Here is a 20,188-nt window from a genome sequence, read left to right on the forward strand (position 1 = left end):
TCTTGTCTTCGGCTCAGCCGAAGTGTACAGTAGTGTTCACAATTTCGCCATACCTAGAAGCGGTGGGGTGGAGATGCGCCGAACGACAATGGTGGGAGCGGCGTTGCTCGGGCTTCTGCCGGGCGTGCTCGAGGCGCAGCAGGCGCCGGACGGAGCGATCGAGATCCCGCTGCGGACCGTCGCAGGGAGATTCCTCGTGCCGGTGCAGTTGGCGTCCGGCGCGCAGATGGACTTCGTCTTGGGGCTGGGCGCCACGTTCCTGACCCGCTCCGGCGCGGCCCGGATCGGCGAGGACCGTCGGGGGCTCACCCTGGGCGGCCTGCCCGTGGCCCTGGGAACCGCCCAGGTGGTCCCGGACGATCTCGCTGCGCTCGATGGCGGACCGGCACCGGAGGGGATCGGCGGGATCGTAGGGTCGGAGACGTTCAACACCTTCGACGTTCTGGTCGATGCGCCCAATGGCCGGCTCCTGCTCAAACCCGCCGCCCGCTCCGTGCGCTGGCCCGGCTTCACATTGTCCAACCCGGTCGGCGTCCAGGTCATCCACGACATGCTGATCCGGACCGATGTGGAGATGGGGGGAGCGATCTTCGGAGCGCTGCTGGACCTCGCCGGTCCCACCATGGTCATCAGCGAAGCGGCGTCCCGGACTGCAGGAGTTCAGGACGGAAGCGTCGACTTCCGTATGGGCTATGCGTCCTATCCTGCGCGCCGGACGCGTGTCCTCCCGCTCCAGCTCTTTCCCCGCTGGGGCGATGGCGAGGGAAAGGGCTTCGTGCTGATCGGTGCGGAGATGGCGCGCGACTGCGTGCTCGCAGTCAGCTACGTGCACCAGGAGATCCGCACCTGCATGCGCTAGGCACGCCGAACCAGCCCTTCTACGGCGCCCCCACCGACACGCCCAGATAGAACGTCACCAGGTTCGTCCTGGAGCGGATCGGCTCGGCCTGCACGCCACCCCCCGGCGTCTCGCGGAGCCCGCCCTCGCGGAGGTATTCGGTTCGGCCGTTGCGGACGTATTCGGAGCCCACATCGAGCGAGACGCGGTGTGCTCTTGCACCGCTCAGGCGGATGCGCAGCCCGCCACCACCCGCCAGCGCGAAGGTGATGTCGTCGAAGTTGGTCGACGAGGCGAAGGGTTCGGTGTTCAGGCTGCCTTCCACCGAGGTCGTGGTGGCGAAGTACGAGAAGCCGATGGAACCGTGCAGATAGGGCCGCACCGGCCCACTCCCGAGAGCGACCTCGGGCCCGAACCCGAGACGAGCGATCCAGTTCTGGGTTGTCACGTCCACATCCACGAACGGCACCGTCGGACTGAGCGGGCGGCGCACCGTGCGGCTACCGTAGATCAACCAGGCGCCGTCCAGACGCAGCCCCACCACGCGAGCGGGATCGAGATACAGCACGCCGAACCCTGCGAATCCACCGCCGATGTCGACGTAGTCACCGAACTCGCCCACCGGCATCGCTACGACCAGATGGCCACCGGCCTCTCCGCGGGGCTCCGCCGGAGGGAACAACTGCTCGGGTCGCTGCGCGGCCAGCGGAGGAACGAACGCAAGCATCACCAGCGCGGAAAGCCCAAGGCCTACGCGCATACTCATCTCTTCCCCTCCCCAGCGGAGTTCAGGGGCCGCTGCACCTCAACCTGACGCGACGCCTCTTTGGAAGGGACCGAGAGGTCCCCGCGACCTGTGTCAGGGTTCACCCGCGGGGGTCCCGAGCCTCCGCGCCGTCGAGGACTGGAGCCAACCTGCCCCGCTGGGCAGAGAGGGCCCCATACGTGAATCAGGGGACACCCGACGGACGCCCCCGACTCCACGCACGAGAATCCGGTAGCTCTGCGATCATTGCGATCATCCTGGCAGGCACGATTCGACCGCCGAGGAGGAGAACCATGGAGGGAATCCGATCCAAGCAGCAGGGCGTGCCCACGTGGGCCGACTGCGCCACTACGGACCTCGATGCGGCTGAGCGCTTCTACTCCACGGTGTTCGGCTGGACGCCTGAACGCATGCGCGGCGCGGACGGTAACCTCTACTCCGTGCAGCGACTCGACGGTGCAATGGTGGCGGGGCTCTACGAGCTCGATCCGCGCCTCCGCAGCATGGGCGTACCCCCCCACTGGGGCACGTACATGCACGTCGATGACGTCGCCGCCACACTGGAGCGGGTGAAGGCAGCGGGAGGCACCGTGCTGGAGGAACCCATCACAGAGCCCGGTGTCGGCACCATCGCCATCATCCAGGATCCAGTCGGAGGGTTCCTGCGGCTGTGGCATCCCGCGCCGGAACATGGCGCTGAGATCTTCGACGTTCCGGGAGCCATGACCTGGAACGAGCTCTGCACCAAAGAGCCCGAGAAAGCGGCCGCGTTCTACGCCACGGTCTTCGGCGTCGCCGTGGAGCGGATGGGGCTACCCACGCCCTACATCACGCTCAACGTCGCGGGGCGTCCCGTGGCCGGGATCCTGAAGCAGACGCCTGAGATGGGGGACTTTCCCACCTCGTGGGATGTGTACTTCGCGACCGACGATGTGGACCGTGCCGCAGAGACCGCGATAGCCGCGGGAGGCACGGTGCTGCGGGCCCCGTTCGACGTCCCGGGCGGAAGCCGCATGGCCGTGCTGCAGGACCCGCAAGGCGCGGTCTTCGAGGTGATCCGCATGAGCACGGATCACGGCTGAGGAGAGGGCGCGGACGTGCGAAGAGGGGGCCGGCCTCGACCAGCCCCCTCCATTCCTACAATCGACTCGCACCTCCGCGTGGAGCGGAGCAGCGCCTAGTTGTTCGAGTCACCCCCTCCACCTCCATTCTGACATTCACAGGGGGGGCACTCCGGCGCGATGTCCAGTGCGAACGCCGCGCTGTCCGTATCCCAGTGGTGCCAGAGATCGTCCCCATCGGTCCGCTTGTTGTAGGTGGTCAGGAAGACCGAGAAGGCGCACTTGGTCAGCGGCGGTGTGGCCGGCGCGGGATGATCCAGCATGTGCCCGAACGTGTGGGTCGGGCTCGCTCCCGCCGCCGCAGGTGGCACGCCGACATTCAGACTGGACGTGTGCATGGTGTCGCTGCCACCACTCAAGCCCCGCTTCCACCAGATCTTGTGGTAGTACTGGAACATCTCGTAGGGGTGGTAGGCCCGGTAGCCGATGCCGAACGTCGAGGTCGAGGTCCCAGCCAGGAACTGGCACTCCTCGTTCGAAAGGACGCCGTTCATGCGCAGGTCCTCGATCAACGCGACCTCAGCGCGATTGTCCCACCAGAACACGTGGCTGAGCGCGCCGAAGGGCACCATGTTGGTGGGACCGATGGCCTGGAACTTCCGGCGGAACGTGAACGCCGCCTGCACCTCGACCCCACCCAGTCCGGTCGCCGGGGTGCCATTGGGCCGCAGCCGCTCACCGGCGGCGTTGAAGACCTCGATGGTGACGAGGTGCCGCTTGGTGGGCTGACCGGCTACCGGAGGTGTGGTCGACTCGCTCCAGTCCTTCGCGGGATCCGTCGTGACCAGCCTCACGTGGGTTTGATCCGCCTCCCAATCCGAGTTGAGCGGCAGGGATCCGTCGAAGGGAATCTCGTACAGGTTGTCCTGCACGCTACCCACAGGACCCGCACTGGTGGGCCCGAGGGACACGGGGACGATGTCCACCCCACCCCCTCCGGTCGAGACAGCCTTTCGCCAGGACAGGCCATCACTGTAGTACTCGGCGCTCCCCACCGGATCGCCGTTGCTGTTCACCTCCCTGACGCTGACCCGGTAGTACTTGGCTCCGATGTCTCGCATGCTCTCCGAGAACATGATGGACATCTTGAGCGTGCCTCCCCAATTGCGATCGTGGCTCCCGTTTCCAGCCGGGCCGCCGGTGGGATAGGCCACTCCGCTGTTGGCAGCGAGCGGCTGCACTGCGGTAGCCGCCTTCTGATCGGGCGTGGCCAGCAGATGCGACCCCGTATGCCCGATGACGTCCAGGTACACGAAGGCATCGCCCGGTCCGCCGTTGTCGCGACATGCGATGGCCCAGGGATGATAGGACTTCAGGTGCGCGTCGTCGTGTTGCCCGAACCACTGGCCGGCGGCCACACCGTCGTAGATGGTGATGGTGAAGGGGCCAATGCGTTGTTTGACCTTGTAGGCGTACTCGTAGTGGCAGCCGGAGACGAGAACCGCCGGGAACTCCGACCAGCAGATGTTGAAGCGGCCATCCGGGCCAATGCTCCCCTCCGCGAGCTTGACGGGGGTGCCGCACGAGTAGCTCGGGCACAGCAGGTAGGGACGTGCGGTGATGTACTCGGGAATCCGCTCCGCCGGGAGTCTCCGGATCGCGATCAGATCCTCGGCCGCGTGCAGGGCCCGCTCATCCAACGCCCCGTCCCGGAGGAAGGTTGCGTTGAAAGGGGCAGGATCAGGACCCGGCCACGGACCGGGCGGGAAGGGAGAACCCGGCCCCTTGGGAGGCTCGCGTACGAGCTCTTCGAGCTCCTCGAGGAGATGATCGAGCCGAGGATCCTTGAACACCCAGGGTTTGCAGCAACAAACCCGCCGGTACACTTCCACCGTGCCGAGACAGATCGGCGTGCAGCCCCACGGCAGCGCCACCAAGCCGTCCAGATCGAGGACTCCGGGTGGGCGGGCCATCGTGGCCTCCCGGGCCACGGAGGCGAGCGCCCGGGACCGGGGGGCTTGGCCCCCCAGCGGGAGCATCTGCGGAGCATCGGCGAGCGGACGCCAGGCCTCCACGGCAACCGCATCATACCACCACTGCGCACGTCGGCAGCGACTGACCCGCCCCGACACACAGCGCCACAGGTGGAACCAGCCTTCCCAGACGCTGCGACCGATGTCCAGCAGGCCGGCGTCGATGACGGCACGGAAGTCAGCGGCTCGGTACGTCAGCGACGCAGTGTTCAACTCCGGGGTTGCATCGCCCACCGGGCCCACCCGCACACGATGCGCCTTCTTGAGAGCGGCATCTGGAAGAGTGAAGGTGCCGTCTTCGCCGACCGTGACGGCGGCGATCTCCTTGCCTGCCCGGTCGTAGGCACGAACCTGGACTTCGGGGCGCTCTTCCCCCGCGGCGAGGCCCTCGAACCGGAGCCTGGTCTTCCCGGACGCGCGTCCAGCGGCGTCGTCCTTCTTGGTGGCCATGGTGAGCTCTCCTTCGGGGCCGACAGACACGCCCCTTCAAGGATGGGTTGGTGCGGTAGGCGGGCGCGGCGGGGGGCCTCGGGCCACGAGGCGAGCCTGCACGCCACAGCGGTGCAGGAGAACAGCGGGGGGGCGGGAAACCGACGGCGATCTCCCGACACGGGACTCCGCAGGCATAGTGCGGCGGCGCTCCGAGGACCGCTGTGGGGAGAACGACGGACGTGGTGTCGGGCGCCGTCCGCAGCACGGCCGGGGGCCGTACGCTTCCGACCCCGTCGCCCCGCGCTCAACTCGGCGTCGCTCCTTCCGATCCTCACCAGAAGGGGTAGCACGCATCTACGTCGGGTGGGAGCACATCATGGAGATCCAGAGCGGGGCAGCCGTGCCTTGGACGAGGCTCGGCCTCGAGCCGCAATACACGCGCGGCCCGGAAGGCTCCGAATCAGGCGTTGCCTGCAGGGAATGCCGCGATCCGGAGGGCGGGGCGTCCACTGCGTGGAGCGGAGGCGCGTCGTCCCTCAGCTACAAACGCACGGAGCGCTTTTCGCTGCTCATCCAGACGCAGGACGGAGATCTCGTACGCCTCAGCTTCCGGACCCGGGAGCGCGTCGGTCTCCAGGAGGCGCACTTCGACGACGGGACCACGTCGGCCAGCGCCGTCACGTTCACGGCCAAGAGCAACTCCAAGATCTCGATGACGATCGAAGGGAACCTGAGCGCGGAGGAGATGGCCGCCATCCAGGACACCTTCGATCAGGCGGCCGCGCTCGCCGAGGAGTTCTTCGCGGGCAATACCAGCGGGGCCTTCGAGGATGCGTCCGCTTTGAACTTCGACGCCGAGCAGCTGGCGCAGGTGATGTTCCACGCAGGTGTCAAAGAGAAGCTCACCTATTCAGCCGTCTCGTTCGCGTCCCAGCCGGCGATTGCGCCGGTCGAGGGTGAGCTGCCCGTCGAGGGTGTGGCTCCGCTGGAAGGAGCGGCGATCGTCGCAGCCGGCGCGGACGTTCCCGAAGCGCTCCCCGCGGCCGCGGCTGCTGTGGAGCCGACAGAAGGACCCGTCACGACGCAGCCGGCCAACGACCCGGTTGGAGTCGAGCCGGCACCGGTCGGTGCGGAGGACAGCGAGTCCGCAGAAGCGCCTGAGCAGGGCGAAGCAGGACCGTCCTCGACACCGCTTCGCGTGATCGGTGGCTTCCTGAGCCGCATCGCGGAGGCGTTCGCCGGCGGCATCGGTGGACAGGAGGACGGCGTCCTGGGCTTCTCGCTCAAGGTGCGCATCTTCGAGTCCACGCTGGTCACCATGTCGCAGGTGCGGACCGGCGAAGAGTCACCGCTGCCGCAACTGGTGCCGGAGACGCTGGAGGCCGTGGCGCAACGGTCGGAACAGGGACGGTTGGATCAGGTGGCGTGAGTCGGGCGGGGGGTGAGCCACCAGATGCGGGGCATCGTCGTGCGCAGGAGAATGAGATCAGGGACGATCTGCCTGGCCTTTGCGTGCCTCGCCGCCCCGTGGTCCTCGGCACTGGGTGCGCAGGAGCTCCAGCCCGTGACCATCCACGGGTTCGGGCACTGGAGCTACGGCCGGACACGAGGCAATGACTATCTCGGAGCTACTCCCGAGGGGGAATTCCGCAACTCCTACTTCGCCCTGAACCTGGGCACGAATATCCAACCCTCGGTCGGCATCCATGCGCAGCTCTTCTGGAATCGGACCGCCGAGGGTAACGAAGCCGAGATCGACTATGCGTTCGCCGCCTGGCAGTGGGATCCGGACTTCGGACTCCGGGCCGGTCGCATCCCGCACCCCTTCGGCATCTACAACGAGGTGTACGACGTAGGGACCATCCGTCCCTTCCTGAGCCTTCCGCAATCCGTGTACGGGGCCGTGGGGCTGGTCTCCGAGGGACTCGACGGTGTGAGCGCCCGGGGACGGATCGATCTCGGCGGCTCCTGGGCGCTGAGCTACGACGCCTACGTCGGTGGTCTGGATGTCTTCGTCGCGGGCGCTGACGACGAGGAGGGCGGCGAGCCCGAGACGGGCAAAGAGGTGATCGGCGGGCGTCTGGTGGCGGCTACCCCCCTGCCAGGCCTCGTCTTCGGCGCCTCGGGCTACACGGGAATCCACTCCGAGCCGACTGCGGAAGCGTCGTCGGAGCGGGACGCCGTCTTGGGAGCGCACCTGAGCTACGTGGGTGAGCGGGTCTGGGTGCGAAGCGAGGCATTCCGTTCGTGGGCCACCGAGGGCATCTCCGCATGGGAGAGCTATGTCGAAGCTGCCGTATTCCTGACTCGCCGCCTCCAGGCGTCCGGCACGCTCGGACGCGTGCGCTCGACCGCGAATGGAGACTCCACGGAGTCTCCAGACGAGCATACGGAGGACGCGTTCGGCCTTGCGTTCTGGGTGTCTCCTGAGATGGTACTGAAAGGGTCTCTGGGCCGAGTGCGCGGTAACCTTTTGGTCGCATCGGGATCGGGGGAGCCGGAGGGCGGATCCACTCGGGTGCTTAACCTCGGCGTCCAGTTCAGTTTCTGAGCGGGGCTGGCTGGATGCTGGGCTTCCCGTGCGACCGGGAGGGTGCATCCGACCCATGCGCCCGACAGGATTGACGTCGCTGCGCTCCGTCTGCCCGGTCCGTCCGCACGGCCCCTCGTTCGACGGCACGATCCGAGCGGTGAGCTGCGCGCGGGCTGCGCCCGTGCTCGCTCGCCTCGCGTGCAACCGCCTCTGCTCTTCGACCGACACTCCGACGCATCGGCTCGAACCGGAGGGTCGCCTTCTACCGGCGGACACAAGCCCGACAGGATTGAGCTGCGCGCGGGCTGCGCCCGTGCTCGCTCTGCCCGGGATGACCTCTCGTGCTCCTCGTCAGCACCCTTGGCCCGGGCGTTCGAACCGGAGGTCAGAATCTCACCGGCGGACACAAGCGCCCGACAGGATTGAGCTGCGCGCGGGCTGCGCCCGTGCTCGCTCTGCCCGGGATGACCTCTCGTGCTCGTCGTCACCACCTCGGGCCCGGGCGTTCGAACCGGAGGTCAGAATCTCACCGGCAAACACAAGAAGAGAGCCCAGGGCCCCTGCGGGACCCCGGGCTCTCTTCATGCGCCCGACAGGATTCGAACCTGTGACCTTCGGCTCCGGAGGCCGACGCTCTATCCAACTGAGCTACGGGCGCTTCATGCACGCACGCGGGGTGGCGCAGGAATAAGCCGAGTTCTGTCCGCTCCGTGCGCTCGCCTCGCGGCGATCACGCGTCGCGTGGAAACCATTTCTCTGGGGCCGGCATCACTGCCGACCTCGGTGCGGCCTACCCGGGACTGATGACGAGGCGGGCCGCCTCTCGTCCCCTATTTGGCCTTGCTCCGGGTGGGGTTTGCCGTGCGACCTCCGTTACCGGAGGCCCGGTGCGCTCTTACCGCACCCTTTCACCCTTACCTGTGCCCCTTGCGGGGCCATCGGCGGTCTGCTCTCTGCTGCACTTTCCGTCGTCTCACGACGCCCGGGCGTTACCCGGCACCCTGCCCTGCGGAGCTCGGACTTTCCTCCGGTGGCGGCAAGCGCTCCGGCGGTCCCCACTCCTGCGCTCCCATGCGTTCCCCCGAGTCCGGAACCGGCCCCGAGTGGCTGCGTGGCAGACCTCAACCTTAACGGCCCTGCGGGCGGTGGTAAAGCGTTACCAGGCCGGGCCGTGCAGCGGCTCGGCCAGTCCCGGGGGCTCGGGCGGCCGCCGGCCCTCCAGCGGACGCATGTGGGACCTCCTCCACACAACCGGCGCTTGGCACCCCCTCTGCACCTGCCCCATCCAGCCGAACACGCGGTGTGTCGGCGTTGCATCAACCTCGACTTCGGTGTTCGCTGTGCGTTTCCTCCCGTCTCGTTCCGGGCTTCGCAGCATCACGCACGCGCGTGCGTTTCTGGCTGCTGCGCTCGTGCTGGCGGGATGTGATACCGTCACCGTGGTCGGCCCCGCATCGCAGACAGGACCTGAGCTTCCGCAGACCGTGGCGGCCGCGGGCGGGTTCGACATCGTCACCACGGGCGTGTCCCCGCTCCCCCCATCCGTGGAGCGCGCGCTCTCGGAGGCGACGACACGGTGGCGGAGCGTTGTTCGCGGAGACTTGCCGGACGAGCAGGTGGACGTGCCGGCGGGGCTCTGCAACGTGCCGCACGAGGCGATCTCCCGGCGCGTGGACGACCTGCTGATCTTCGTCGAGGTGAATCGCATCGACGGGCCGGGCGGAGCGCTGGCATCGGCGGGACCGTGCATGCTCCGTCGTGGATCCCGTCTTCCCATCCTCGGTATCGTGCGGGTGGACTCGGATGACGTGGCGCGACTGGCCGCGGCGGACGAGTTGTCCGGCGTGCTGTTGCACGAGATCGGACACGTGCTCGGACTGGGACCGCTTTGGGAAGGCCTCGGCCAGCTCAGCGGCGCCGGCAGCGCCAACCCGGTGCACACCGGGGCGCATGCCATCGCAGAGTACCGCGCCGCTGGCGGCGCCGAGGGCCCCGTGCCGCTCGAGAATTCAGGGAGCATCGCCACGCGGGACGTGCACTGGCGCGAGGCGGCGTTGGGGGCCGAGATCATGACCGGCTGGATCAACCACCACACGCGTAATCCGTTGAGCCGCGTGACCGTGGGTGCCCTGGAAGACCTCGGCTACGTGGTGGACTACAGCGCAGCCGATCCCTTCAGCGCGACGGCGGCCGGCTCGCAGGTGCTCACCGGGTTCACGATCGAGGAGGTCCCGGCACCCCCTCCACGGTTGAGCCGCTTCTAGTCGCGAGCGCCTCCCCACCTCGGCCCTCGCTCCAACCCCGAGCGGGTGCCGGCCCAGCACCCCCGCAGGTTCCTGCCTGGGCGTTGCAGCCCCAGGAGGTGCCGAATCCGCCCCCAGGCCCTAACCTCCGCGCCGCAGACCTCCACGCGCCACGGTAGGGTCCACGCATGTCTGAGCCATCCCAGCCGGTACAGGGTCCGAGGCCGCCCGGCCCTCCGACCCGGTTCGGCCCCTACGCCGCCCTGTCGGTCGTGGTGGCCAACATGATCGGTACGGGTGTCTTCACGAGCCTGGGATTCCAACTCCTCGACATCACCTCCCCGTTCGCGCTGCTGATGCTGTGGGTGGTGGGGGGTGTGGCCGCCTTCTGCGGAGCGCTCACCTACGCCGAGCTCGGGGCCGCCCTGCCCCGGTCCGGCGGCGAATACACGTTTCTGGGTCGCATCTACCATCCGGCCGCCGGGTTCATCTCCGGGTGGGTGTCGGCCAGCATCGGCTTCGCCGCACCCACGGCGCTGGCCGCCATCACCTTCGGCACCTACGTGCGGTCCGTCGTTCCGGCCGCGAACGCCGCGCTGCTGGCGAGCGCCCTGGTGGTGATCTTCACCGTGGTGCACGCCTCCACGCGGCGGAACTCGAGCACCGTCCAGAGCGTGTTCACCACGTTCAAGGTGTTGCTGATCCTGACCTTCTGCGTGGCAGCCTGGACGTTGACTCCGTCCCCCCAACCCGTGCCGCTGCTGCCTGACGCGGCGGGGCTGTCAGCGCTGACCAGCGGTGCGTTCGCCGTGTCGCTCATCTATGTCTCCTACGCCTACACCGGATGGAACGCAGCCACCTACCTCACCAGCGAGCTGGAACGGCCGCAGCGCACGTTGCCCTGGATCCTGGGCTTGGGCACGGGGCTGGTGCTCGTGCTCTATGTGGCGCTCAACCACGCTTTCCTCTACGCAGCCCCCCAAGCGGATCTGGTGGGCAAGCTGGAAGTAGGCTACGTAGCCGCCACGCACACCTTCGGAGCGCGAGGCGGCGAGATCATGGGTTTGGTGCTGGCCGCGCTCCTCGTCTCCACCGTCAGTGCGATGGTGCTGGCGGGCCCGCGGGTGCTGCAGGTGATCGGAGAGGACTATCACCTCTTTCGCTTCCTGGCGCGGACCAACCGCGACGGGATTCCCTGGGCGGCCATCGCCACGCAGGGCGCAGTGAGCGTGCTGTTCATCCTCACGGGGTCGTTCGAGTCCATCCTGGTCTTCGCAGGCTTCACGTTGGGGCTGAACTCCTTCTTCACGGTGCTGGGCGTGTTCGTGCTACGCTGGCGCCAACCGGACCTGGAGCGGCCCTACCGGACCTGGGGATATCCGGTCACCCCGCTCGTCTACCTTTCCCTGACCCTGTGGACGCTCGCGTTCCTGCTGGTGGACCGGCCCCAGGAGGCCGGCCTGGGACTGGCGATCGTCGCGTCGGGTGGTCTGCTCTACCGCCTCACCGGGCGACCCGCGAAGGTCTCAAAGGATGGGGCTTGACCTTTTTAATTCGGATTCGTACAATACGATACCGTGTTATACGATTCCGTAACGCCTGAGATCGCGAGCGCGTATGGAACCGTCACGGAGCCGTGAACAGAAGCCCAAGCCCCTGGAGTTCATCTCTCCCCTGCACAAGGCAACACGGCAGATCGGAGAGTTCATCGAAACAGACTCCAGGGAGCGCGGCGTCGAGCCCAGCGAGGGACATCTGCTTTCCTACACGACTCTCTACGGACCCTGCCCGGTCTCCCAGCTCACGCGCGTGTTTGGATACAAACCGTCGACGCTGACCGGGATGCTGGACCGCCTCGAGGAGCGGGGTCTGCTCACGCGCGAGCCCAACCCGGAGGATCGTCGCTCCACCCTGGTGCGGGTGACGCCGGCCGGTGCCGAGGTGGCGACCGAGTTGCGAGAGATGTTGGAGGGTCTGGAGCAGGGCATCCACGCACGCATCGACGCGCGGGACTTCGCGGGCTTCAAGTCGGTGATGCAGGCCATCGCCGACCTGACCCAGGTCGACCTCAACCGCACGGAGACCCCATGACGGCGAAGGACCTCATCCAATCCCAGTTCGGTTTGATCTACCAGGTCGTCTCCGCCAACACGGAGGGGCTCTCCCACGCCGATTCTCTCCGACAGCCGGATCCGGGTGGCAACTGCGCCAACTGGATCCTCGGGCACCTGACCCACGTGCAGAACTCCGCCATGCAACTCCTGGGAGAGGCCCCCGTATGGGAGAGCGAACAGCTCACCCGCGCCGGCGAGGACCCCATCACGCGGGCGGAGGGCGCCATCGACTGGGACACCATGCGGTCCGCCTTCCTTGCGTCCAAGGACCGCTGCCTGGCGGCAATTGCCCGCCAGAGCGATGCGGAACTCATGCAGGGCGGCATCCCGCACCCGTTCGGGGGCGAGACGACGCGGCAGGAGCTGCTGGCGCTGCTGGCCTTCCACCAGGCCTATCATGCCGGCCAGCTCGCGATTTCTCGTCGGGTGGCCGGCTATCCGGGCGCGGTGCGCGCCCCCGGCCAGAACTAGCAGGACCCTTGATGCAAGCGAGCCCGGCGCGTCGCAGGGCTCAGAACCGACACACGTGACGATGGGAGGGGACAGATGAGCGAAGTCGCCAAGGGCAAGCATCTCTGGTTCGACCTGATGACCACCGATCCAGGTGCCGCCAAGGACTTCTATACCAAAGTGGTCGGCTGGAAGCCGGAGAAGTGGCAGAGCCAGAACGCGCCGATGCCCTACGACATGTGGATGACGGAGAACGGTCCCATCGGCGGTGTCATGCAGCTTCCGGAGGAAGCGGCCAAGATGGGCGCGCCCTCCCACTGGATCGCCTACATCGGGACGCCCGACGTCGACCAGACCGTGGAGCAGGCCAAGAAGCTGGGCGCAACGCTGCTGCACGGACCGATGGACATCCCAGAGGTGGGTCGCTTCGCCACCCTCGCCGATCCATTCGGCGCCGTCTTCGCGGCCTACACGCCTGCGGGGGAGATGCCCGGTCACGACGGGATGCCTCGCCCGGGTGAGATGTCCTGGCACGAGCTGATGACCAAGGACTGGGGCAAGGCCTTCGACTTCTACGCCACGTTGTTCGGTTGGGAAAAGGGTGAGCCCATGGACATGGGTCCCATGGGCGTCTACCAGATCTTCCACCAGGGTGGCGCACCCATCGGGGGCATGATGAACCTTCCGGACGGCGTGCCGGTCAGCCACTGGATGTACTATGTGCGCGTGAGCGATCTCGACGGCGCCCTCGATCGGGTGAAGGCCAACGGGGGCCAGGTCCTGAACGGCCCCATGGACGTCCCTGGGGGCGACAAGATCGCACAGTGCATGGACCCCACCGGTGCAGCCTTTGCGCTGCACATGTCGGCGCAAGCGTAACCGCTCGGCGGTCCACCGCCGACAGGGTGGCGTTGAAGATGCCGGTCCGGATCCGTCCGGGCCGGCATCTTCACCTTCTGGGCGCTAGCGTGGGATCGGACACGCCCCGTTACGCGTTGGTCATTCCTTCCCTACCAAAGCGCACGCTACCCGTCGTGGCTCCGACACGAGCTCCGCATAGCCTTCAGCGGCGGTTCACCAACCGCACTCGTCGTCTCTCTTCACCGCTGGAGGTGCACCTTGCATCGGTATTCCGCGCTGTCGTTGCTGGCCGTTGCGACGTTGGCCGCGTCGGCCTGCGAGGACCCGGCTCAGTCCGTCGGTCCTGAAGCGACCCCCACCCTCCTGGAAGCCTCAGCACAGCACGCCGGCTTCATCACGGCGGCGCCGGCACAGGCCGAGCTGCTCGTGTCCGGCTTGCTCACTCCGCTGGCCACCGCCGGCGACATCATGCCGGGAGGCGCCCAGCTGGTGGGCATTCCGGACGGCATCGGTGTCTGGGGCGGCGACCGCTTCATGGAGATGTACCTGAACCACGAGATCTCGGGCGCCGCGCGCGTGTCCCGCTTCACGTTCGACACGAAGACGGCCGAAGTGTTGGCCCACGCGTACACGCTCGATGGCTCGGAGGGCTACAGTCGGCTTTGCTCCGCCGAATGGGTGGACGCCCGGGACGGCTTCCCCGGTGGATACTTCTTCACCGGCGAGGAGGGCACCGACGGCTTGCAGCTGGCCATCGACGCTCAGGGCACCGTCACCGAGATGCCGTGGATCGGCGCCTACAACCACGAGAACCAGATTTCGGTGCCCGGTTTCCGCGGCCATGTGGTCGTCCTCAACTTCGACGACAATGGTGGTAGCGGCGTGGGTCGGGCAGGCGCCCGCTCGGAGCTGTACATGTACGTGGCGCGGAATTCGAATCAGGTGATCCGCGGTCGGGGAAAGCTGTACGTCTTCGCCGCGGACGATCCCTCACTTCTCGCCAACGACCTGACGATCAATCAGAGCATCCCGGGCCACTGGGTGCTGGTCCCCGAGTCGATCGAGCAGGACCCGGCAGCGCTGGAAGCCTACAACGACGATCTGAACGTGATGGCTTTCCCCTTCATCCGCCTGGAGGACGGCTTCTACGACAAGCGGCCCGGTATGCAGGGCACCGCCTACTTCTACGACACGGGGCGCTCCAGCATCACGGACCCCGACACCGGTCAGCCCATCGATCCGTGGGGCTCGATCTACCGCCTCGACTACAACGACCTGCGCGATCCGGTCGGTGGTGGAGCACGTCTTACCTTGATCGGCCGCTCGGACGGCCCGGCCAACGGCTGGGCATCCCCCGACAACGGTGACATGGATCGCAACGGCACCGTGATGCTGCAAGAAGATCCGGCGAACGGTCCGTGGGAGGCCTCAGCCGGTGCGCGACCACCGTCCATCTGGACGCTCCGCCTGGCAGGCGACGGTGAGCTGTCCGATCCGGTCGGAACGCGCATTGCGCAGGTCGTCGGTGGCGATTGCTCGCCAGGGGCACCGAACTGCTGGGAGACGAGCGGGATCGTCGAGGCGGCAGAGTGGTTCGGCGCGGGGGCCTGGATCTTCGACGTGCAGGCCCACGGGGAAAGCGTGGCCAATTGCCCCGAGTGCGTCGAGGATGGTCAGATCCTGCTGATGAAGTTGAACTAGCCTTTGCGAGTGGGGCGGTGCGGGGGTCGAGAGGCCCCCGCACACGCTGCGCCTTCGCCCTCCATCGACGCGAGCCGAGTCGCGTGGGATCGCGCTGGAAGGCGTACGCTCACGAGCCCGTTCCTCCCATCGTTCCCTCCGGCTGCTTCAACGAAAGAGCGGCTCCCACGCCATGCGCAGAAGCCGCTCCAGTGCGCCGCCAGGGACTCGAACCCCGAACCTACTGATTAAGAGTCAGTTGCTCTAGCCAGTTGAGCTAGCGGCGCGGCCCTTCCATTGAAGGTCGAAAACCTACCCGTTGACGGGCGGAGGTCAACCCTCGCGCCGGCACGGGGGCAAGGGCCACCCCCCCGCGCTGGTTCGATCGGGGTGAGGGACCCAGGCATCAGGTGTGGGGCGCGCACGGCGCGCGCATTGGCGCCCCCGCGCCCTTTCCGCCTAGACTACCGCCATTCCCGGCCCCGCAGCCGCGGTCCGGCCCCGGGCCTCCCTCTTGCACGACCCCCGGGGTCAAAGACCCCCGAACCCCACTCGTATGCACGAGCCGGTCTCCGAGCCCAGCCCCGGTTTCCTCGCTTGGCTGACGAGCCCACTGGGCGCCCTGACCGCATTTGGCGCCCTGGTGGTGGCTCGCCTGCTGGCCGGGAATTTCGGGTATTTCTACGAGGGAGATGAAATCTCCATCGCAGGCGGTGTCGCGGCCCTGCTCAATGGGGACGGCGGCCCCCTGTATCGCTACGGGCCGCAGCTGGGCTACTACCGGCTGCTGCAGGGCATCGCCAGGCTGGCGGGGGGCATCGACGGCATCCACGGCGTGATGGTCGTGGTCTCTGCCGTCGCCGGAGCGGCCATCCCTGCCAGCGGGCTTCGCGCCTTCCGGCGTCAACTCGAGCCCTCCACCCGGGTCCTGATCGCTGCGGTGCTGTTCGCCAACCCTGCACTCTGGGTGGCGAGCCAGTACGGCAACGCGGCCACGGTGTCCACGGCGCTGGTCGTGGCCGCCGTCACGGTGCTTTCCAATGCGAGCGCGGGCTCACGCCTGCTGCTGGGTCTGGTCCTCTATTCCGGGGGCGTGCTCGTGCGCGCCGACGCCGCCCTGGTCGCGCCCATGATCGCGGTGCTCGTCTGGCAGGCGACGGGCTCGCTCAAGCGAGCGGCGCTGGTGCTTGCGGCGGCCGCCGCTGGCGGCGTGGCGCTCTACGCGTTGTTGTTCGCGCTGGACCCCTCGCTGCGGGGCATGTTCGCGCAGGTGACTTCGCACTTCGAAGACGACAATCAGACGCTCTTCTTCGAGCACCTGGTGTGGGCCGTCTCTCCGCTGGCGCTGGCGTTCGCGGTGTTGGGGCTGCGCGAGGGGCTCTCGGAACACAAGCGTGTGGTGGCGCCGCTCCTGGCCGGTGTGCTCCCGCTGTTCCTGTTCTATTTCCCGACCACCACCACCACGCGCTATTTCCTGCAGGCGGTCTTCCCGCTCGGCATCCTGGTCGGGCTCGGGATGCAGGGCGCCGTGGCCCTGGCACCGCGACCCCGGCGGAACCTGGCCTGGAGCCTGGTGCTGGCGCTCGGGTTCCTGCATCTGGTCCTCGGGTTGGGCCGCTTCGAAGCGCGACCCTTCTCGGCGCGCCTGCGGGCGCCGTCCTATGGCACGCACGACAGCGCCATGTACACGGGCGCTCTGCTGTACCAGGCCTATCTGCAGAGCGGCGTCTTCGGGCGCTCGCTACGCGGGCCGGGGTTCGGCGTGGGGTCCGAGCTGGCCACCGAGCTGGGGGCGCGCCTGGAACCCGTGTCCCGGGGAGAGGGCCCCGGCCGGGTGGTGCTGTTCTTCCACGACTGGAACGGCCACGCGGTGGTCTACCACCTCCCCCAAGCAGGCGCACACCTGACGGAGGGCGACCTGCAGGGTGACATCCTCAAGGGACTGACCTACCGGCTCGGGCGAACCGACATCCGTGTCCTGTGGTTCGGCCCGGCCACGCGACAGCTACCACACCCACTCCCGGTCGGCCCAGGGGACGAGGTGTGGCTGCTCGGCCCGCAGGCCGGCTTCCCACAGTCGGACGTGCTGGCGGCTCTGGCCCCGGGCCTGCATCTGGAGCCCCGGAGCGGCGAGGGCGCCTACCTGGAGATCTACACGGTGAACGAGGAGGCCCGGTGAATCCCATCCTCACGGTGGTGATGCCCGCCTACAATGAAGAAGAGGCCATCCGCGACGCGGTCGCGGACGTACAGACCCACGTGCTCGACAAGGTGGCGGGTGCCGAGCTCCTCGTGGTCAACGACGGCTCGAAGGACGGCACCGGCCCCTTGCTGGACGAGCTTGCCGCCAGCGACCCCCGTGTGCAGGTGCTGCACAAGCCCAATGGCGGCCACGGGTCGGCGTTGATCGCCGGACTCGGACGTGCGTCCGGGGAGTGGGCCTTCCTGATCGATTCGGACCGGCAGATCCCGCTGGAGGACTTCGCGGCGCTGTGGAATGCGGTGCAGAACGGTGCAGACGCCGCGTTCGGCGTCCGTCGCCGCCGCAACGACCCCCGCGTGCGTCTGTGGTTGACCGCCGTGATCCGCCAGGCGCTGCGCGCCCTCTTCGGTGTCTCGATGTACGACGCCAATGTGCCCTTCAAGGTCTTCCGCAAGGAGATCTGGGACGCCGCCCGCCCGCTCATCCCGGACGATACGCTCGCCCCGTCGCTCTTCCTGGCGGTCTACGTCCGTCGCGCGGGTCTCAGGGTCCGGGAGGTGGATGTCACGCACAAGGAACGCGAAACGGGTGAGGTGTCGATCAAGCGCTGGAAGCTGATCAAGTTCTCGGCCCGGGCCTTCCGACAGCTCCTTGCCTTTCGCGGCGCGCTCCGGGCGGCGCCACGCCGGGCTCCCCTTCCCGAGTCACAGGTCGCCGGATGAGCAGCTCACCCTTCGTAGCCATCATCGGTGGCGGCCCGACCGGTCTCGGGGCCGCCACGCGCATGGAGGAGCTCGGCCACCGCGACTGGGCGCTGTTCGACGCCTTCCCGCACGCGGGCGGGCTCTCCTCCTCGTTCGTCGATGAGCGGGGGTTCACCTGGGACATCGGTGGGCACGTCCTCTTCTCGCACTATCGTTACTTCGACGCCCTCATGGACCGGGCACTCGGGGATGCGTGGGTCGAGCACGTGCGCGAGGCCTGGGTCTGGATGCGGGACCGCTGGCTCCCCTACCCCTTCCAGAACAACATCCGGCGCCTGCCCACCGATGAGCTGATCGCGTGCATCGAAGGCCTGATCGACCTGCAAGGGCGCGAGCGCGAGCGCCCCGCCTCCTTCGACCAGTGGTTGCTCGGCCAGTTCGGTCAGGGGCTGTGCGACGTGTTCATGTTCCCCTACAACTTCAAGGTGTGGGCCTATCCGCCGGCCACCATGGACGTGGGGTGGATGGGTGAGCGCGTGGCACCGGTGGACCTGAAGCGCGTGGTGCGGAACGTGGTGCTGGGCAGCGACGACGTGGGCTGGGGCCCCAACTCCACCTTCCGCTTTCCGCTTCACGGCGGAACCGGCGCCATCTGGCGCGCGGTCGCGGCGCAGCTTCCGCAGGAACGCCTGCAGCTGGGACGTCGCGTGATCTCCGTCGATCTGCATGAGCGCCGTCTGACCCTGGAGAGCGGCGAGCGGGTGGCCTACGACCACCTCGTGAGCACCATGCCGCTCGACCTTCTGCTGGGCATCCTGAAGGGTGGTGAAGCTTTGGCGCCTGAGGCACGACGCTTCGTCCACTCCTCCAGCCACATCGTGGGCGTGGGCTTCGACGGCCCGGTGCCGGACGAGCTCCGGACCAAGTGCTGGATGTACTTCCCGGAAGACTCCTCCCCCTTCTACCGGGTCACGGTGTTCAGCAACTACTCGCCGCACAATGTCCCTCGCCCCGGCCAGCAGTGGTCGCTCATGGCCGAGGTGAGCGAGTCGCCCGCCAAGCCGGTCGACAGCAGCCGCGTCGTGCAGGACGTCATCGACGGATTCCGTGCCAGCCGCCTGATCCGTCCCGATGAGCGCATCGTGAGCACCTGGCACCGTCGGATGGAGCACGGCTACCCTACGCCGTGGTTGGGCCGGGACGAGGTCCTCGCACCGATCGAGGCGGCCCTCAGCGAGCACGGTATCCTGAGCCGTGGACGCTTCGGCGCCTGGAAGTACGAGGTCTCCAACCAGGATCACTCGCTCATGCAGGGCGTGGAGGCCGTCGGACGAATCCTGGAAGGTACGACCGAGTACACCTTCCACGGTGACATGCGCGACTGGCTGGATCCGGTGGAGGCGCGCGTCTAGCGCAGGTCGCTGAACCGGCTTAGGGAATCGCTCCCGAGCTCCGCAGCCTACGCGTCAACGCCTCACGCTGCTCGGCACTGAGCGGGACGGGCTCCAGACTCCGCCGCAGGGTAGCGATGACAGCCGCCACGCGGCCGCCGAAGCGCTCGCAATGATCGCACCCTCGCAGGTGCGCCTCCACACGCGCCCGCTCCCCCGGCTCCAGTGCCCCGTCCAGATACTCGGAGAGCCCGTCGAGGACGTCCCGGCAAGAGAGCCCCGCGACCTCGCGGTCGAGCCCCGCTCCACTGGTTGGCTCAGTCATCACCCGCCTCCCGCACGGCGGCGGTGAGCCGCAGCCGCGCCCTGTGCAACCGGCTCTTCATGGCGGCCAAGGACAATCCGAGCACGTCGGCCGTCTCCTCTCCGGAGAATCCCTCCAACTCGCGTAGCGCCAGGATCTCCCGATCCTCGGAGCTCAACCGCTCGAACGCCCGCCGCAACACGTCGACGTCGTCTTCCTGCCCACCGTCGGGCTGCCCCCAGCCGGCTTGGAGCCCGAGGACCTCCGTCGACTCGAGGTCTACGAAGTGGGCGGGCTCGCCCACGCGTCGACGATAGAGTCGGTGCGCGGCATTGCGAGCGATGGTCAGCACCCAGGCGCGCCCCGACCCGCCCCTGAAGCCCGCCGCACCCCGCCAGGCCGCCATGAACACCTCCTGAAGGGCATCCTCCGCATCCGCTTCGCTCTCCGTGTGCACGCGCAGAAAGCGGAACACCGCGTCCGCGTGGCTGGATACGAAGCTCTCGAAGGCGGCCCGGTCGCCGTCTGCGCTACGGTCGAGGAGCTCGTGATCGTCCCGGCTCACGACTGTCCTG

The 20,188-nt window shown here is 67.8% G+C and carries 17 protein-coding genes, 2 tRNA genes and 1 other RNA gene; 13 read left to right on the plus strand and 7 right to left on the minus strand.

Annotated features, from left to right (window positions below; translation table 11 throughout):
- The first annotated feature begins 73 nt into the window (after positions 1-73).
- Positions 74-859 carry a hypothetical protein gene (locus R3E10_07605; protein MEZ4415606.1) on the plus strand — a complete coding sequence of 262 codons (786 nt, stop codon included), beginning with the start codon at positions 74-76 and terminating at the stop codon, positions 857-859.
- A gap of 19 nt (positions 860-878) precedes the next feature.
- On the opposite strand, the gene R3E10_07610 is transcribed toward R3E10_07605, so the two are convergent.
- The gene (locus R3E10_07610) at positions 879-1,604 is read right to left on the minus strand and encodes a hypothetical protein (GenBank protein MEZ4415607.1); all 726 of its coding nucleotides are present in this window, start codon (positions 1,602-1,604) and stop codon (positions 879-881) included.
- A 293-nt stretch (positions 1,605-1,897) separates the two neighbouring features.
- On the opposite strand from R3E10_07610, the gene R3E10_07615 reads away from it, so the two are divergent.
- On the plus strand, positions 1,898-2,686 hold the full coding sequence (locus tag R3E10_07615; protein ID MEZ4415608.1) for a VOC family protein: 789 nt from the start codon (positions 1,898-1,900) through the stop codon (positions 2,684-2,686).
- A 95-nt stretch (positions 2,687-2,781) separates the two neighbouring features.
- On the opposite strand, the gene R3E10_07620 is transcribed toward R3E10_07615, so the two are convergent.
- The gene (locus tag R3E10_07620; protein MEZ4415609.1) at positions 2,782-5,148 is read right to left on the minus strand and encodes a hypothetical protein; all 2,367 of its coding nucleotides are present in this window, start codon (positions 5,146-5,148) and stop codon (positions 2,782-2,784) included.
- A gap of 358 nt (positions 5,149-5,506) precedes the next feature.
- On the opposite strand from R3E10_07620, the gene R3E10_07625 reads away from it, so the two are divergent.
- Both R3E10_07625 and R3E10_07630 read left to right on the plus strand, forming a co-directional pair.
- Positions 5,507-6,559, plus strand: a complete 1,053-nt coding sequence (locus R3E10_07625) for a hypothetical protein (GenBank protein MEZ4415610.1) — start codon at positions 5,507-5,509, stop codon at positions 6,557-6,559.
- A 51-nt stretch (positions 6,560-6,610) separates the two neighbouring features.
- Positions 6,611-7,681 (plus strand): hypothetical protein, encoded by a 1,071-nt coding sequence (locus R3E10_07630; GenBank protein MEZ4415611.1) that lies wholly within the window; start codon positions 6,611-6,613, stop codon positions 7,679-7,681.
- Positions 7,682-8,247: 566 nt separating this feature from the next.
- Here R3E10_07630 and R3E10_07635 read toward each other — a convergent pair.
- Both R3E10_07635 and rnpB read right to left on the minus strand, forming a co-directional pair.
- Positions 8,248-8,321, minus strand: a tRNA-Arg gene (locus R3E10_07635).
- A 16-nt stretch (positions 8,322-8,337) separates the two neighbouring features.
- Positions 8,338-8,731: RNase P RNA component class A (gene rnpB, locus R3E10_07640), an RNA gene on the minus strand.
- A gap of 272 nt (positions 8,732-9,003) precedes the next feature.
- Between rnpB and R3E10_07645 the strand changes: the two genes are divergently transcribed.
- The 6 genes from R3E10_07645 to R3E10_07670 all read left to right on the plus strand — a co-directional run bounded on the left by R3E10_07645 (position 9,004) and on the right by R3E10_07670 (position 15,032).
- A complete protein-coding gene (locus tag R3E10_07645) occupies positions 9,004-9,927 on the plus strand; it encodes a leishmanolysin-related zinc metalloendopeptidase (GenBank protein MEZ4415612.1) in 924 nt (307 codons plus the stop codon).
- Between the two features lie 167 nt (positions 9,928-10,094).
- Positions 10,095-11,450, plus strand: coding sequence for an amino acid permease (locus R3E10_07650; GenBank protein ID MEZ4415613.1), 1,356 nt, complete (start codon positions 10,095-10,097; stop codon positions 11,448-11,450).
- A 73-nt stretch (positions 11,451-11,523) separates the two neighbouring features.
- On the plus strand, positions 11,524-11,997 hold the full coding sequence (locus R3E10_07655) for a MarR family transcriptional regulator (GenBank protein ID MEZ4415614.1): 474 nt from the start codon (positions 11,524-11,526) through the stop codon (positions 11,995-11,997).
- Positions 11,994-12,491: a DinB family protein gene (locus tag R3E10_07660; protein ID MEZ4415615.1), complete on the plus strand. Its 498-nt coding sequence runs from the start codon at positions 11,994-11,996 to the stop codon at positions 12,489-12,491. The genes R3E10_07655 and R3E10_07660 overlap by 4 nt, the downstream gene beginning before the upstream one ends.
- A gap of 75 nt (positions 12,492-12,566) precedes the next feature.
- Complete coding sequence (locus R3E10_07665) at positions 12,567-13,349, plus strand: VOC family protein (protein ID MEZ4415616.1); 783 nt, start codon at positions 12,567-12,569, stop codon at positions 13,347-13,349.
- 240 nt (positions 13,350-13,589) lie between these two features.
- Positions 13,590-15,032, plus strand: coding sequence for a hypothetical protein (locus R3E10_07670; GenBank protein ID MEZ4415617.1), 1,443 nt, complete (start codon positions 13,590-13,592; stop codon positions 15,030-15,032).
- 192 nt (positions 15,033-15,224) lie between these two features.
- On the opposite strand, the gene R3E10_07675 is transcribed toward R3E10_07670, so the two are convergent.
- Positions 15,225-15,298 (minus strand) — tRNA-Lys (locus tag R3E10_07675).
- A gap of 269 nt (positions 15,299-15,567) precedes the next feature.
- Here R3E10_07675 and R3E10_07680 point away from each other — a divergent pair.
- From R3E10_07680 to R3E10_07690, 3 genes are read left to right on the plus strand one after another with little or no spacing between them, the layout of a single operon-like run.
- Positions 15,568-17,190: a hypothetical protein gene (locus tag R3E10_07680; protein MEZ4415618.1), complete on the plus strand. Its 1,623-nt coding sequence runs from the start codon at positions 15,568-15,570 to the stop codon at positions 17,188-17,190.
- The gene (locus tag R3E10_07685; GenBank protein ID MEZ4415619.1) at positions 17,187-17,936 is read left to right on the plus strand and encodes a glycosyltransferase family 2 protein; all 750 of its coding nucleotides are present in this window, start codon (positions 17,187-17,189) and stop codon (positions 17,934-17,936) included. Before R3E10_07680 ends, R3E10_07685 begins: the two co-directional genes overlap by 4 nt.
- Positions 17,933-19,330, plus strand: coding sequence for an FAD-dependent oxidoreductase (locus R3E10_07690; GenBank protein ID MEZ4415620.1), 1,398 nt, complete (start codon positions 17,933-17,935; stop codon positions 19,328-19,330). Before R3E10_07685 ends, R3E10_07690 begins: the two co-directional genes overlap by 4 nt.
- A gap of 19 nt (positions 19,331-19,349) precedes the next feature.
- Here R3E10_07690 and R3E10_07695 read toward each other — a convergent pair whose 3' ends face one another.
- Both R3E10_07695 and R3E10_07700 read right to left on the minus strand, forming a co-directional pair.
- Positions 19,350-19,634, minus strand: a complete 285-nt coding sequence (locus tag R3E10_07695; GenBank protein MEZ4415621.1) for a zf-HC2 domain-containing protein — start codon at positions 19,632-19,634, stop codon at positions 19,350-19,352.
- On the minus strand, positions 19,627-20,178 hold the full coding sequence (locus tag R3E10_07700) for an RNA polymerase sigma factor (protein ID MEZ4415622.1): 552 nt from the start codon (positions 20,176-20,178) through the stop codon (positions 19,627-19,629). The genes R3E10_07695 and R3E10_07700 overlap by 8 nt, the downstream gene beginning before the upstream one ends.
- Between the last annotated feature and the right edge of the window lie 10 nt (positions 20,179-20,188).

The organism is Gemmatimonadota bacterium, from assembly GCA_041390105.1.
Lineage (GTDB): Bacteria > Gemmatimonadota > Gemmatimonadetes > Longimicrobiales > Gaopeijiaceae > JAGQIF01.